Raw genomic sequence first — 14,051 nt, forward strand, 5'->3', positions numbered from 1 at the left:
GGGGCCCCGGCGTTTCGCCGGGGCCTTTTTATATTGCCATGGGGATACTCTGTGGGGCAAGACGGGGATGATCTTAAGGGGGGTCATGTGTGAAAAACATTGCTATTCGCATGTTAAAAATGTATAATGATGACAGTAGAATGTATGGAAATAGTTTGAAGCAGACACTGACAGGATATGAGAGGCCGATTGTCCGCAGAGAAATGATTGCCTTAACGGCAGGGAGTATAGAACAGTGATATTTTTATCTGATTTAAAGGGACTTAACAATACCATATTGTGCTTTGACGAGAAAAAGCTCCAGGATAAACTGTCCTTATGCAGAGAATATCTGGATAAAAGCGCAGATTATGAGCTGGAGACAGATACAGTCCTTTTGGATTCGTTTCACTCAGCCACCATTGAAGGGGCAAGGACCACCATAGAGAGCGTCAGGAGATCCCTGCGCGATCCTAAAAGTAAGAGTGACAGAATGGTAGTCAACAATATGAACGCGCTAAATCTGATCTATTCCGGATATCCTGTCTCTGATCAGAGCCTGCGTACACTCTGGGAGACTGTCGTCAAAGATGTCTGTGAAAATGAGCGGTTAAAGGGAGTGAAATACAGGTCAGGAAATGTTACGATATCTTCCTATGAGAGAGTCATTCATACACCGGCGCCTTATAAGAAGATAGAGAGCTACATGGCCGGATTATTCCAATTCATGGATCGCCGGGATTTGGATGCCATATACAAAGCGATCATTGTCCATTTTTATTTTGTGTATATCCATCCCTATTGTGACGGCAATGGTCGGACAGCAAGGATTCTGCAGAACTACAGCCTGTTTCAGGCGGGGTATCCGGGCGTCAGGAGAATCCGTATATCTCAGGCAATCAATTTCCACCTGGGCGGCTATTATAAGTCCCTGGAACTGTCGGAAGTCCCGTCAGTTCTGGATAATCAGGTGACGCTTAACCTAACAATATTTATGGATTACATGCTGGACCGCATCATAGAAGCCTGCCGATCCGCAGAAAAAAAACAGGATCATCTGTCAGCGCTTGAGAAAAAGCTGTTGATAAGAATGTCCAGACGGGGAATCGGCGCGGAGATCACGGTGACTGCGGCGGCGGGGATCCTGGGCATCAGCGACGGATATGCGCGAAAAATCCTGAATGGGCTCAGTAAAAAGGAATATCTGTTTAAAACAAAGATAGAAGGAAAAAACAAGAATCTCTACAGGTTGTTGGTTTTAATTTCAGAGTAGGGGAGGAGAAGAATGAAGAAAAGCAGGTTATATAGAATCGTGGCAACGGTATTGATTGCCCAACTGCTGTCGGTTCCATCGATATCAGCAATGGCGGAGTCCGGTCTGCCCGAATTGAAGCCAGAGTTTATAACAAGAAGCATCACGGATCTGTCGGCTGCTGGTGTCCAGACAGATTCCGATAATCTGATACCGGATGAAGACCAGAGTGTACTAGAGACAGAACCGGGGACAGACCTGGAGCCAGAGACAGACGCGGAGATAGAACCGGAGACAGACCCAGAAGCAGAAATAGAAGAAGACCTGGAGACAGATATGGAGATCGTCTCAGACATCCTGGAAGAACAGGTGATTTCGGCATCTGGCCGTGCAGCCTCTTATAAAGGCGGCGATGGTCTGGAGTTTGCCAGCAGTTCCTCCGCACGTGTGGAGTACACCGTTGATGGTGATGCCAGGGACAGTATATCGTTCTATATGGAGCGTGACCCCGCAACCAATCAAGCAGATCTTCCTGAGCCTGTGGTGCTCCGGTTTGAGCAGGTGGCCGGCGAGGTGGATTTTGGGGAGATCAGGGTCAGCGCAGGAATCCCGAAATCGCCTTATGGTCCGTCGGATGGCCTGAATACGAATGAGATCACAAGAGTACGGATCGAACCGGCGTCCGGATATTTAAAGGCCGGTGAGAGCCTGGAGTTTCAGGTTTATTTTGTGGATCAGGCAGTAGCGGACGGAAAAGAGAATGTGAATAACAACGGCAGGATGCATTTCCTCACAATATCCGGAGCGGGAATAGAAAAGGATATCCCGGTCTATTATGGTGCGGACGGGCTTTATACCGAGTACAGCGCCGATTCAGTGGGGCAGTATGAAGGGACTCCGTTTAAGGATGCGGATACCGGGGCGGTATACAGGCTGGTCGGCCATGTGAAACTGAATGAAGAGGATGCGCCCACAGTCACGATCCGCCACCAGTTTGGCGTTTATACAGACATGATGGCGGGGACAGACGCCCAGGGGAACCCGATCCCTCTGCGGATCAGCCGCTTAAAGCTGAACCCGGATGGGAATTTCACATTCACAAACGGTTCTTATGAGCGAACACCCCAGATGGATGAGCATGGAATGATAACGATCTCCATTAAATTCAAGGAGGATGTGTTCAAAAAGATCAGACGGCAGGCTGAGCGGGATAAAAAAATGCTGTTGAACTATGTTCTTCTGACAGATCTGGTCATGGAATATAATGACGGTTATCTGGCTGGCGGAAACATAAATACTCTGCCGCTGGTATATGCGGTAAGCTATATTCCTCCTTCAAACAACCGGCCCAGCGGCGGAGGCGGAGGAGGAGGTGGTGGTGGCGGTGGTTCCAGTTCGGGATCAGGCGCCAGTGTCTCAGGCTCTGTTGTGGGACCGGGGATGGCTCCGCGCGTGACGAACGCTTCTTCTGAAGATATCGGCTGGGTACAGAAGGACGGTCTCTGGTATTACATGAATGCTGCCAATGCGCCGGTGACAGACTGGCTGCTGGGTACGGACGGGCGCTGGTATTTCCTGGATGCAGCCGGCGTCATGAAGACTGGATGGCTGTCTCTTGGCAGCAAGTGGTATTTCTTGAACGGCGATGGGGCCATGGCGATTGGCTGGGTGCAGGGAGCCGATGGGAAATGGTATTATCTGAATCAGGATGGAAGCATGGCGGTGAACACCACGACCCCGGATGGTTACGCGGTGGATCAGGATGGTGTTTGGCAGTCTGTTTAGAGAAATGAGTGGATATCTTCAAAGGTATCCACTTCTTTTTAGCAGCCCAGGCTGCGTCGGTAATGAAAAAGGGGTTGTTTATCTTTTCAAAAAATAGTACAATTATAGCAAGTGACAGATAAGACATACAGAAAAGCGTTTAGACAGAGAGGGAAGTTACATATGAGACAGGAGCATGGGATGGCGGTGAAGAGACGGGGAATGACAAAGGATCTGGCGGTTTGCGGTTTGTTTGCGTCCCTGATTGCGGTTGGAGCATTTATTAAGATTGTCATCCCGGTTGGAGTGGATACCATGAACTTTACCCTTCAGTGGCTTTTTGTGATGCTGGCGGGGCTGCTTTTGGGTTCGAAGAAAGGTTTTTTGAGCGTATTTACCTATCTAATCATTGGCCTGGTGGGGTTCCCGGTCTTTGCCCGTGGCGGCGGTCCGGCGTACTTGATCCGTCCGACCTTTGGCTTCCTTCTGGGATTTGCGCTGGCGGCATATGCCATCGGCAGGGTCTGCGAGTGGATGCACACCTCAAAACCAGGAGCCTGGTTGTTTGCGGTGACGGTGGGGTATGTGGTCTATTATGGGATGGGGATCTTATATTTTTATTTTATCACTCACATTGTTGTTGTGACTCCTAATACGGTAGGCTGGGCGGCGATCTTCATGATATATTGTCTGCCTACGATGCTGCCGGATTATATGCTCTGTGTACTGGCAGTCATGGTGGCCGGGCGGCTTAAGCCGGTGGTGTCACGGATTATGGAATCATAAGATATGAGTGAATGTAACATGCAATACAGGTACATGGGAATCGGCAAAGCCCGGTTTTCCCGTGTGCGCTGTTTGAGAAAAGTCTGATTTTATCTGGGAATTTCAAGGTTTACCGAGGGGAGCCATTCCTGAGGCTCGTGATCATTATAACAATCCACGGAAGGCATGGAAATAGGCAGAAAAGCAATAAGCAGGTAATAACAAGGAGAATACAGTGATTTTATGGAAAAATACAGGGATAAATATGAAGTATTAAAACAATTTTTTGGTTACGACAGTTTTCGGGAGGGGCAGGAGACTTTGATCGACAGTATTCTCCAGGGTCGGGACACCATGGGGATCATGCCCACCGGTTCCGGGAAGTCGCTGTGCTATCAGATACCGGCCTTAATGATGGATGGGGTCACCCTGGTGATCTCTCCGCTGATCTCCCTGATGAAGGACCAGGTGACGGCGCTGAACCAGGCGGGGATCCACGCGGCATTTTTAAACAGCACGCTGACCATGACGCAGTATACGAAGGCTCTTGCCTATGCAAAGGAGGGCCGGTATCCGATCATCTATGTGGCGCCTGAACGGCTGGCTACCGATGGGTTCCTGGACTTTGCCTTACATACGAAGATATCCATGGTAGCGGTGGATGAGGCCCACTGTGTTTCCCAGTGGGGACAGGATTTCAGGCCCAGCTATCTAAAGATCGTGGAATTTATCCATAAACTGCCAAAACGGCCTGTGATCAGTGCTTTTACGGCGACGGCCACAAAAGAGGTGAAGGAGGATATTATCGATATCCTGATGCTTGAGGAGCCTACCGTGGTGTCCACCGGGTACGACCGCCCCAATCTGTATATGGGGGTGCAGTCCCCAAAGGATAAGTACGCAGCCCTTAAGAATTTTGTCGAGACCCATCCTGGGCAGTGCGGGATCGTGTACTGCCTGACCAGAAAGCTGGTGGAGGAGGTAAGCGGCAGGTTGAAGGCAGATGGATTTTCCGTTACCCGGTATCATGCGGGGTTAAGTGATGCGGAACGGAAACAGAACCAGGAGGATTTCATTTATGACCGTTCTCTGATCATGATCGCAACCAATGCGTTCGGAATGGGAATTGACAAGTCGAACGTCCGGTTTGTGATCCACTACAACATGCCGCGCAGCCCGGAAGCGTTTTACCAGGAGATTGGGCGGTGCAGCCGTGACGGGGAGCCGGGCGAGTGTATCCTGTTCTACAGCGGGCAGGATGTGATCACGAACCAGTTTTTTATAGACAATAACCAGGACAACCAGGAGCTTGACGCGCTGACCCGTCAGATCGTCATGGAGCGGGACCGGGAGCGGCTGAGGAAAATGACCTTCTACTGTTTCACCAACGAATGCCTCCGGGACTATATCCTGCGGTATTTCGGGGAGTACGGCTCCAATTACTGCGGGAACTGCCAGAACTGCATCACCCAGTTTGAGACGGTAGATGTGACGGAGAGCGCCAGGGCGCTGATCGGCTGTGTGTCTGCCTGCCGCCAGCGGTACGGGGTCAATGTGATCTTAGATACGGTGCACGGGGCGAATACCGCCAAGATCCGCCAGTACCGCATGGATGAGAACCCCTTTTACGGGGCGCTGTCTAAGGTTCCAACTTATAGGCTGCGGCAGATTATGAATCATCTGCTTCTGAAGGAATTTTTATCTATTACCAATGATGAATATGCGATCGTGAAGCTGACAGAGCATTCCGACCAGGTCCTTAAAACGGAGGAACCGGTTGTGATGAAGATGGCAAAGGAGCAGGAGCACGCGGCGAAGGGGAAGCCGGAGAAGAAATCCAGGAAAAGCAAGGGCGTGGAGGTCTCTCTGTCCGAGAGCGAGGAGGCGTTGTTTGACAGGCTTCGGACGCTCCGCATGGAGATCGCAAGAGAGGCGAAGGTGCCGCCGTATATTGTATTTTCCGACAAGACTCTGGTGCATATGTGCAGGGTGAAGCCGGGGACCAGGGCGGAGATGCTGACGGTGTCCGGCGTCGGGGAGTTTAAGTTTGAGAAATATGGGGAACAGTTTTTGGAGCTTTTGAAAAATTATGATGAGTAAGGGGAAGGCTATGGTTGAGGTGAGGTTCTATGACCAGGCAGATGATGAGCTTCTCAAGTTTGCGGTCCTGATCGCGAGGTCCGGCGGCAAGTGGGTATTTTGCAGGCATAGGGACCGCAGTACCCTTGAGTTTCCCGGCGGACACCGGGAAGCGGGGGAGGATATTGCAGAGACCGCCAGGAGAGAGTTGATGGAGGAGACCGGAGCGGCATCTTTTTCCATAAGCCCGATCTGTGTATATTCGGTAACCCGGAGTGCGGAGGCAGGAGAGACCGTGGAAGAGACCTTCGGCATGTTGTATGCTGCGGAGGTGGAGTCTTTTGAGGCGGAGCTGCACAGCGAGATCGAGGAGATCTATCTTCAGGATGAGCTGCCGGATAACTGGACTTATCCCCAGATCCAGCCGAAGCTTTTAGAGGAAGCAAAACGCAGGGGCTTTTTATAAAAAGTCATTCTTGCGGGAAAAAGGAGTAAAACAGCAGCTATGGATTTACATTATGAACCGGTTGGGAAGGACAACCGGGAGGCGATATCAAAGCTTGAGATACTGCCGGAGCAGAGCGGTTATATAGAGACGGTGGCCCAGTGCCTGTCGGAGGCGGACCGGGACAGGAAATGGCATCCTGTGGGTATTTATGACGGAGAGCAGCTGGTTGGATTTGCCATGTACGGGTATTTCTTCTGGGAGTATTTCCCGGTTGGCAGGCTGTGGCTGGACCGGTTCCTGATCGACTGCCATTATCAGGGCAGGGGATATGGAAAGGCCGCTCTTATAGGGCTTTTAGAGCTTTTGTCCCGGAAATACCCCAAAAAGAAAGTGTATCTGAGTGTGATCCGGGAGAACAGTACGGCGATCCGCCTGTATCAGGAATTTGGATTCCGATTTAACGGGGAAAAGGATATCCATGGGGAGGATGTTATGGTAAAGGACAGCAGAAGGCAGTAAAGGTCTACGCTTCGTAGGTTGAGGGATCGGGTCCTCCGGTTTATGATATGGGTAGCTTCAGCGCAGCCATGTGCCCCGGTCAGGGTACGGACTGGCTGAGACATTGGATCAAGGCGGTTAAAGCCAGCTATCAGAAAACAGGAGGAACGACATATGAATTACATTACAGGAAACACCATCAGGTCACTGAGGGAGAAAAAGAGGATTACCCAGAAACAACTGGCAGATGTGCTGTCTGTCAGCCATAAGACGGTCTCTAAGTGGGAGACGGACAAAGGGCTGCCGGATATCGGGATTGTGGGGGAGTTGGCGGAGGCGCTGGGCGTTTCCATGGCTGAGCTGCTTACAGGAGATATCGTCACCAACCAGAACCGTTCCGCCAATATGCAAAAAAGCAGCTTTTACGTCTGCCCCGTCTGCGGCAATGTGATCCATGCTGTGGGAGAAGGAGCCTTTTGCTGCTGCGGGATTGCGCTTCCTAAGCTGGAGTCCGAAGAAGCAGACGGGATACACAGTCCTAAGGTAGATATCATGGACGGGGAATATTATGTTTCTGTGGACCATGGGATGACAAAGGACCACTATCTGTCATTTTTTGCTTATGTTTCGTCAAACTGCGTACAGATTGTGAAGCTGTATCCAGAGCAGACCGCAGAGTGCCGGTTTGCCAGGCGGGGTCATGGAAGTATTTATGCTTATTGCAACCGGCATGGGCTGTATGAAGTGCGGGTGTGAGAGAAAAAAGAAGAAAAGAGGAAAAAAACATGTCATACACATTGAAAGAGGTTACGGTCAGGACCGACAATTCCCTGGAGGGAATGAAGAAGATCGAGGAGCTGTGGGCCGATGTTGCAGGCGGCAGGCTTCCGGTCCTGTTTGACAGCGAACACAATTTCCAGCCGGGTATATCCCCGGTGTCCCGTTACAGCAATTATGAGAGCGATGAGAAGGGCAGCTATGATCTGAGCATCATCGGAGTGACGGCTGATTTTTTCCGTCAGATGGAATCGGAGGTCATGGCCGGAAGATACCGCAAATATGATGAGAGCGGTGAGGATATGGGGCAGTGTACGAAGGCGGCATGGGAAAAAGTCTGGGGCGACCAGGCATCCGGGGCCATGAAACGTGCGTTCACTGTGGATTATGAGAGCACAGTCCCGGCAGAATATACGAAGGATGGGAAGGTGCATTGCTATCTGTATATTTCGGTGATCTGATGAGTGATCATATGTGTTGGGTTCTGGGGAGCTGTAATAAGTTTTAGTAAAAGGATAAAGGTCTTCTATGGTAAACATGGGAGGCTTTTATTTTTTTATGTTACTGATCAGATACAACATGTAGTGAAGATTAGCCATGCATGTTCTTAACCGCCAGCATTGTGATTGTCAGCCCTGGCGGGATAAAAACGGGATACAAAAACCAATCAACTGTAAAATAAAGGCACATTGGACTAAAAAGCCAAAAATAATAAAAAATGTAAAAATTTGGATAAAATGCATAAAATTATGATGGAATATTGAAAATATTTATATAATATGCTAGAATCCGGATATGAGTTGGATGCAACATCCAAGTCGTTTGCCTTGGCCAGGACAAAAAGAGAGGAGAAGCTGTGTATGGGACAAGATGAGGAGAAGGAACAATTTGATATCATGGATGGATATCTGACCCTGCAGGAACGGGTTTACCAGATTCTGCGGGACCAGATCCTGACGGGGAAGCTGCCGCCCAATGCCCCATTAAATACAAACAGATTATCCAAACAACTGAATGTCAGCCGGACGCCGATCCGGGATGCGGTAAATAAACTGGTGTCTCTGGGCCTGGCGGTAAAGCTGCCGCACAGAGAGGCGAGAGTGGCGGATTTTATGTCAGATGAGATGTACGAGATCTTCTGTGCACGGGCTGCTCTGGAGGGAATTGCCGCCAGGTCAGCTTCCAGGTACATGTCTGATGAAATGCGCCAGACTCTGGTAGAGCTGGCAGACCGCACCGAGGAATGCTTCCTGAATGAGGATGACGCCGGTTTTATGGAGGCGAACAAGGAACTGCATTTCCTGATCTATGGGAGTCTGAAAGCGCCGATCCTTCAGGATATGGTAAAGCAGCTTTATCTGATATCCCAGCGGAACAGGGAAACCGGCTACCATCTTGCAGGACGGAGCGCGCAGGTAGTCCGGGAACACAAGGAGCTGGCAGATGCAGTCAGGAGAGGGGATGGGGAACAGGCCGAGAGGATTGGCTCGCGGCATCACTATAACACGATCATTAACCTGAAGAAGAAATTTGAAATGTTGCAGAGAGAAAGTAAAGCAGGAAACTAGATCATTGATGGGAAAAAGGAGAGGAACTATGATTAAAATGAAAAAAAGTGCAGCGATCTTATCAGCCATAGCCCTTGTGGCATCCATGGCAGGATGTGGAGGAGGAAGTTCACAAACTGCCGGTGGAACTGCGGCTGAGACAGCGGCATCCTCTGCGGCGGCAGAAGCGGAGAGCGCAGCAGCAGCTTCTGATGGTGAGAAACCGATCATTGGCGTTATGATCTTTGACTATGCCAATAACTATGTCACTTATGTCCGCAATGCGATCACCACAGTTGCCGGTGACGACGTGGAGATCCAGATGGTAGATGCGCAGAACGATCAGGCGCGTCAGGTGGAGCAGATCGATCTGATGATCAATAAGGGAGCCAGGGTCCTTTGTGTGAACGCCGTGGATCCAACAGCTGCATCTTCTATTATTTCCAAGGCAAAAGCTGCTGATATTCCTCTTGTATTCTTTAACCGCTGCCCGTCCGAAGCAGATATGATGAGCTACGATAAGTGCTGGTATGTGGGAAATGACCCATATGAAAGTGGAAAAATGCAGGCGGAAATGGCAATGGAAGCATTTAAGGCAAACCCGGCGTTTGATAAAAACGGGGATGGCATCATGCAGTATGTGATCATTCAGGGGACCATGGGGCATCCGGATGCAGTTGCCAGGACCCAGGCCAATCAGGATATTTTTACAGAGAGCGGATTTAAGGCGGAGCTTTTGGATACTCAGACCGGTGATTTTAAGACGGCGGCAGCAAAAGATGTTATGGATGTGTGGATGGGAAAATACGGGGATGAGATCGAGATGATCCTTTCCAACAATGATGCAATGCTCCTTGGCGCCATTGAGTCCTGTAAAGCAGAAGGCTATTTTGGAGCAGGTGATAAAGTCATGGGAGCCGTGGGAATCAACGCGCTTCCGGAGGTGCTGGATCTGATCGAGAATGAGACGATCATCGGCTCCATTATGTCGAATGCATACGAGGAGGGAGCTTCCATCTATGCCATGGCGCACAATGCCCTGGAAGGAAAAGACGTTATGGACGGCGTGAACGGTGAATTGGGCGGCATGAAGGATCTTAGAGTTCCCTATGTCCCGGTGGGAAAGGACAACGTTCAGATTGCACGGGATATGTATGCCAAGGTGCTGTCAAACTAACATAACCTGAAAAGCCGGGAAACTTTCATACGGAAAGCTTCCCGGCAGTTTTATCAGAGAAAAGAGACGGTGGTGAAACATGACTGAGAAGGAGATAAGCTATATTCTTCAAATGAAACATATCGTGAAGACATTTCCGGGAGTGAAGGCCTTAGATGACGTAAGCCTGGATGTCCGCCCCGGAACCGTTCATGCGTTGATGGGGGAAAATGGTGCAGGAAAATCCACGCTGATGAAATGCCTGTTTGGTATTTATATTCCGGACAGCGGAGAGATCTTTTTCAGAGGACATAAGGTGCAGTTTACAAGTCCCAAGCAGGCTCTGGATCATGGCGTGTCGATGGTCCACCAGGAACTCAACCAGGTGCCGGAGACTTCGGTTATGGAGAACATCTGGATGGGGCGTATGCCTAAAAAAGGGATCGTGGTGGATGACAACAAAATGTACGAGGATACAAAACGTATCTTTGAGAGGCTGGATCTAAGGATAGACCCCAAAGAAAAGATCGGGCATTTATCCGTATCCCAGCGGCAGATGATCGAAATTGCGAAAGCAGTGTCTGCGGATGCCCAGATCGTGGTTTTGGATGAACCTACATCCTCCCTCACAGAGAAGGAGGTGGATCATCTGTTCCGCATCATCAGGACCTTGAAGGATCAAGGATGTGGAATCATATACATTTCTCACAAAATGGAAGAGATCCTTAAGATTTCCGATGATGTCACGGTCATGAGGGACGGACAGTATGTCTATTCCGGGCTTGCCAGTGAGATGAATACAGACCAGCTGATCGCGCTGATCGTGGGAAGGGAGCTTACGAACCGTTTTCCAAAAAAGATCAGTATCCCCCAGGAAGAGATCCTGTTGAGCGTGGAGAATCTGAAAGGAATGTACGGCCCCACTGTGACAGATGCAAGCTTTTCACTCAGAAAAGGAGAGATTCTGGGGATTTCCGGTCTGATGGGATCAAGAAGGACCGAGACTGTAGAAACCATCTTTGGCATCCGGACACTGGAGAGCGGAGCCATGGAAAAGGATGGGCACAGGATCGGCAATCACACTACTCGGGAAGCCATCGATAATGGTTTTGCGCTGATCACGGAGGACCGGAGGCAGAGTGGTATTTTTGCCGGACTGAGCATTGAGTTTAATACAACCATTGCAAATGCAGGGAATTATACAAATCGTTTTGGCGTGCTTGACAAGAAAAAAATGGAGCAGGATACAGACTGGGTGATCGAACGACTGCACGTAAAAACACCTTCCCAGAAGGAGAAGATAGGAAACCTGTCGGGAGGCAATCAGCAGAAAGTAATCATGGGACGGTGGCTTCTGATCGATTCCCAGGTGATGATGTTAGACGAGCCGACCAGAGGCATCGATGTGGGAGCCAAATATGAAATATACCAGCTTGTCATGGAATATGCGGCAAAGGGGAACGGGGTGATCTTCATTTCCTCTGAAATGCCGGAGCTTCTCGGAATTACGGACAGGATCATGGTCATGAGCAATGGCCGGGTCGCCGGTATCGTTGATACGGCGTCCACCTCTCAGGAGGAGATTCTGAGATTGTCTGCCAAGTATTTATAAAAGATAAGGGGAGAAAAAGATGCAAAAAATAAAAAATATCCTGCCGGAGGGGCATGAAAAATCATGGAAGGCCATGGTCTTAGACTGGTCAATCTATATTGTGCTGCTGATCCTGGTTTTTGTGATCATCTATATTGATCCCAAGTTCTTAAGCCTGAAAAATGTATCCGCGATCCTCAGCCAGGCGTCCACCAGAGTGATCCTGGCATTGGGCGTCAGCGGGATCATCGTGCTGGGCTGCACGGATCTTTCGCTTGGGCGCAGCGTGGGTATGGCGGCTATTTTCACAGCGTCACTCCTGCAGGACCCGTCCTACGGCTCAAGAGTATTCCCGGACCTGCCGGAGCTTCCGGTGGTCATTCCGGTCCTTGGCGCTATTGTACTTTGTTCTGTATTTTCTCTGATCCACGGCATGTTTGTGGCAAAACTGAAGGTGGCGCCGTTCATTGCATCTTTGGGGATGCAGCTTGTTATCTACGGTTTAATGTCGATTTATTTTGACGTGGTGAACGATTCCGCGCCCATCGGTGTGCTGAATCCGAAATTCTCAAAAATGGCGCAGGGGGCTTTTGAGTTTGGAGCGGTCCGAATTCCTTATCTTGTCTGCTATGCGGTCATCGCCATTGTTGTGATATGGTTTATATGGAATAAAACTGTGCTGGGGCGCAATATGTTTGCGATCGGCGGAAATTCAGAGGCCGCCAATGTATCTGGCATTAATCTGATCCGGAATATGCTGATCATCTATGTGATCGCAGGGATCATGTACGGCATCGGAGGGTCCCTGGAGGTTGCCAGAACAGGAAGCGCTACCAATGCCCTGGGGGCATCCTATGAGTTGGATGCGATCGCGTCCTGCGTTGTGGGAGGTGTGTCCATGCGCGGCGGCGTAGGTTCCATCGGCGGGGTGGTGACCGGTGTTCTGCTGTTTCAGATCATCAGCTATGGGCTGGTGTTTGCACAGGTAAACCCGTATCTGCAGTATTTTGTAAAAGGCGCGATCATTTTGCTGGCAGTTTCAGTTGATACACAAAAATATATTAAAAAGAGATAGAGCGGGGGAGATCACAATGCAAAAGTTTGATATTCCAGAGACAATGAAAGCAATGACGCTTGCTGCATATGACAAATTAGAGCTGGCAGAAGTTCCGGTACCACAGCCGGGGCCGGGCGAGGTACTTTGCCAGATTAAATCTGTAGCAATCTGTGGGTCAGATCCCAAGATGATCCATGGAGGATATAAGTTTGCCAACTGGCCACCATACTATCCGTTCATTATGGGACATGAGTGGGCGGGACAGGTGGTTGCCGTGGGGGAAGGGGTAAACAGTTTTGCCCCGGGGGACCGTGTGGCTGGCGAGGCTCATGTGGGCTGCGGTAAATGTGATAACTGTAAGAGAGGCCATTATACAGTCTGCTTAAATTATGGCAGGGACGGAGCGGACGGCGGACTTGATATGGGGCATCGCCATTATGGCTTTTACTGGCAGGGAGCGAATGCGGAGTACAATGTATATAAAGAGAGCGCACTCCATAAGATCCCGGATAATGTCAGCTATGACGTGGCGTCCATGTGCGACTGCGCGGGCGTGGCGTTCCACGGGGTGCAGCTGGCAGGAGTGACGCCGGGAGGAACCAGCGTGGTGTTTGGACCCGGCGCCATCGGACTGTGTGCGATGATGGAATGTAAGGCGTTAGGGGCCGGCAGGGTGATCATGATCGGCCGAGGGGCCAAGCTGGAGAAGGCGAGAGAGCTTGGCGCAGATATCTGTATCGATTTTGAGAAGGAGGATCCGGTAAAACGGGTGCTGGAGCTGACAGGCGGTATTGGTGCGGACGAAGTGATGGAGTGCTCCGGTGCGGCAGATTCTCCGATGAAGGCATGCCAGATGGTCCGCAAGACCGGATCGGTGGCGATCATTGCCACTTACCATGCAGGCGATGTGACGATACCGGCAAACACGGTGAACTTCAATGAGATCCAGATCGTTGGTTCCAAGGCGAATCCCAATGTGTCGGAGGAGGTTTTACATTTCTTTTCCACCGGGGCAATACAGGGGGAGAAGCTGATCACACATACCTTTCCGTTGGAGGAATATGAGAAGGCGGTGGATCTGTTTGAGCATAAAAAAGACGGGTCGATTAAAGTAGTAATACATCCATAAGAGAGGGAC

Annotated in this window: 14 protein-coding genes; all 14 read left to right on the forward strand. The window is 50.2% G+C overall.

The genetic code is table 11. The annotated features are described in order from the left end of the window. The first annotated feature begins 89 nt into the window (after positions 1-89). The 14 genes from AB1I67_RS10780 (at position 90) to AB1I67_RS10845 (ending at position 14,042) form a co-directional block, all read left to right on the forward strand. Positions 90-239: a hypothetical protein gene (locus AB1I67_RS10780; protein WP_367029869.1), complete on the forward strand. Its 150-nt coding sequence runs from the start codon at positions 90-92 to the stop codon at positions 237-239. Then, on the forward strand, positions 236-1,252 hold the full coding sequence (locus tag AB1I67_RS10785; protein ID WP_367029870.1) for a Fic family protein: 1,017 nt from the start codon (positions 236-238) through the stop codon (positions 1,250-1,252). The genes AB1I67_RS10780 and AB1I67_RS10785 overlap by 4 nt, the downstream gene beginning before the upstream one ends. Before the next feature lie 12 nt (positions 1,253-1,264). Further along, positions 1,265-3,016, forward strand: coding sequence for a hypothetical protein (locus tag AB1I67_RS10790; RefSeq protein WP_367029871.1), 1,752 nt, complete (start codon positions 1,265-1,267; stop codon positions 3,014-3,016). 162 nt (positions 3,017-3,178) lie between these two features. Continuing rightward, the gene (locus tag AB1I67_RS10795; protein ID WP_367029872.1) at positions 3,179-3,781 is read left to right on the forward strand and encodes a biotin transporter BioY; all 603 of its coding nucleotides are present in this window, start codon (positions 3,179-3,181) and stop codon (positions 3,779-3,781) included. 222 nt (positions 3,782-4,003) lie between these two features. Beyond that, positions 4,004-5,860 carry a DNA helicase RecQ gene (gene recQ / locus AB1I67_RS10800; protein WP_367029873.1) on the forward strand — a complete coding sequence of 619 codons (1,857 nt, stop codon included), beginning with the start codon at positions 4,004-4,006 and terminating at the stop codon, positions 5,858-5,860. Then, positions 5,850-6,305, forward strand: coding sequence for an NUDIX domain-containing protein (locus tag AB1I67_RS10805; protein WP_367029874.1), 456 nt, complete (start codon positions 5,850-5,852; stop codon positions 6,303-6,305). The genes recQ and AB1I67_RS10805 overlap by 11 nt, the downstream gene beginning before the upstream one ends. 39 nt (positions 6,306-6,344) lie before the next feature. Next, positions 6,345-6,806, forward strand: a complete 462-nt coding sequence (locus AB1I67_RS10810; protein ID WP_367029875.1) for a GNAT family N-acetyltransferase — start codon at positions 6,345-6,347, stop codon at positions 6,804-6,806. A 153-nt stretch (positions 6,807-6,959) separates the two neighbouring features. Continuing rightward, the gene (locus AB1I67_RS10815) at positions 6,960-7,541 is read left to right on the forward strand and encodes a helix-turn-helix domain-containing protein (protein ID WP_367029876.1); all 582 of its coding nucleotides are present in this window, start codon (positions 6,960-6,962) and stop codon (positions 7,539-7,541) included. A gap of 29 nt (positions 7,542-7,570) precedes the next feature. Then, positions 7,571-8,023 carry an AraC family transcriptional regulator gene (locus AB1I67_RS10820; RefSeq protein ID WP_367029877.1) on the forward strand — a complete coding sequence of 151 codons (453 nt, stop codon included), beginning with the start codon at positions 7,571-7,573 and terminating at the stop codon, positions 8,021-8,023. 399 nt (positions 8,024-8,422) lie between these two features. After that, positions 8,423-9,130, forward strand: a complete 708-nt coding sequence (locus tag AB1I67_RS10825; RefSeq protein ID WP_367029878.1) for a GntR family transcriptional regulator — start codon at positions 8,423-8,425, stop codon at positions 9,128-9,130. Between the two features lie 28 nt (positions 9,131-9,158). After that, entirely contained in the window at positions 9,159-10,286 is a 1,128-nt protein-coding gene (locus AB1I67_RS10830) for a galactose ABC transporter substrate-binding protein (protein ID WP_367029879.1), read from the forward strand. Positions 10,287-10,365: 79 nt separating this feature from the next. Beyond that, positions 10,366-11,877: an ATP-binding cassette domain-containing protein gene (locus tag AB1I67_RS10835; RefSeq protein ID WP_367029880.1), complete on the forward strand. Its 1,512-nt coding sequence runs from the start codon at positions 10,366-10,368 to the stop codon at positions 11,875-11,877. 19 nt (positions 11,878-11,896) lie between these two features. Beyond that, positions 11,897-12,931 (forward strand): galactose/methyl galactoside ABC transporter permease MglC, encoded by a 1,035-nt coding sequence (mglC, locus tag AB1I67_RS10840; protein WP_367029881.1) that lies wholly within the window; start codon positions 11,897-11,899, stop codon positions 12,929-12,931. A 16-nt stretch (positions 12,932-12,947) separates the two neighbouring features. Next, the gene (locus AB1I67_RS10845) at positions 12,948-14,042 is read left to right on the forward strand and encodes an alcohol dehydrogenase catalytic domain-containing protein (RefSeq protein ID WP_367029882.1); all 1,095 of its coding nucleotides are present in this window, start codon (positions 12,948-12,950) and stop codon (positions 14,040-14,042) included. Positions 14,043-14,051 lie beyond the last annotated feature (9 nt).

The sequence above is a fragment of the Clostridium sp. AN503 genome (assembly GCF_040719375.1).
GTDB lineage: Bacteria > Bacillota > Clostridia > Lachnospirales > Lachnospiraceae > Brotaphodocola.

Coding starts and splice junctions, on each gene's coding strand:
- AB1I67_RS10805 (WP_367029874.1), top strand. CDS start 5,850: ATGATGAGTAAGGGGAAGGCTATGGTTGAGGTGAGGTTCTATGACCAG.
- AB1I67_RS10795 (WP_367029872.1), top strand. CDS start 3,179: ATGAGACAGGAGCATGGGATGGCGGTGAAGAGACGGGGAATGACAAAG.
- AB1I67_RS10810 (WP_367029875.1), top strand. CDS start 6,345: ATGGATTTACATTATGAACCGGTTGGGAAGGACAACCGGGAGGCGATA.
- AB1I67_RS10815 (WP_367029876.1), top strand. CDS start 6,960: ATGAATTACATTACAGGAAACACCATCAGGTCACTGAGGGAGAAAAAG.
- mglC (WP_367029881.1), top strand. CDS start 11,897: ATGCAAAAAATAAAAAATATCCTGCCGGAGGGGCATGAAAAATCATGG.
- AB1I67_RS10820 (WP_367029877.1), top strand. CDS start 7,571: ATGTCATACACATTGAAAGAGGTTACGGTCAGGACCGACAATTCCCTG.
- AB1I67_RS10845 (WP_367029882.1), top strand. CDS start 12,948: ATGCAAAAGTTTGATATTCCAGAGACAATGAAAGCAATGACGCTTGCT.
- recQ (WP_367029873.1), top strand. CDS start 4,004: ATGGAAAAATACAGGGATAAATATGAAGTATTAAAACAATTTTTTGGT.
- AB1I67_RS10830 (WP_367029879.1), top strand. CDS start 9,159: ATGATTAAAATGAAAAAAAGTGCAGCGATCTTATCAGCCATAGCCCTT.
- AB1I67_RS10790 (WP_367029871.1), top strand. CDS start 1,265: ATGAAGAAAAGCAGGTTATATAGAATCGTGGCAACGGTATTGATTGCC.
- AB1I67_RS10835 (WP_367029880.1), top strand. CDS start 10,366: ATGACTGAGAAGGAGATAAGCTATATTCTTCAAATGAAACATATCGTG.
- AB1I67_RS10825 (WP_367029878.1), top strand. CDS start 8,423: ATGGGACAAGATGAGGAGAAGGAACAATTTGATATCATGGATGGATAT.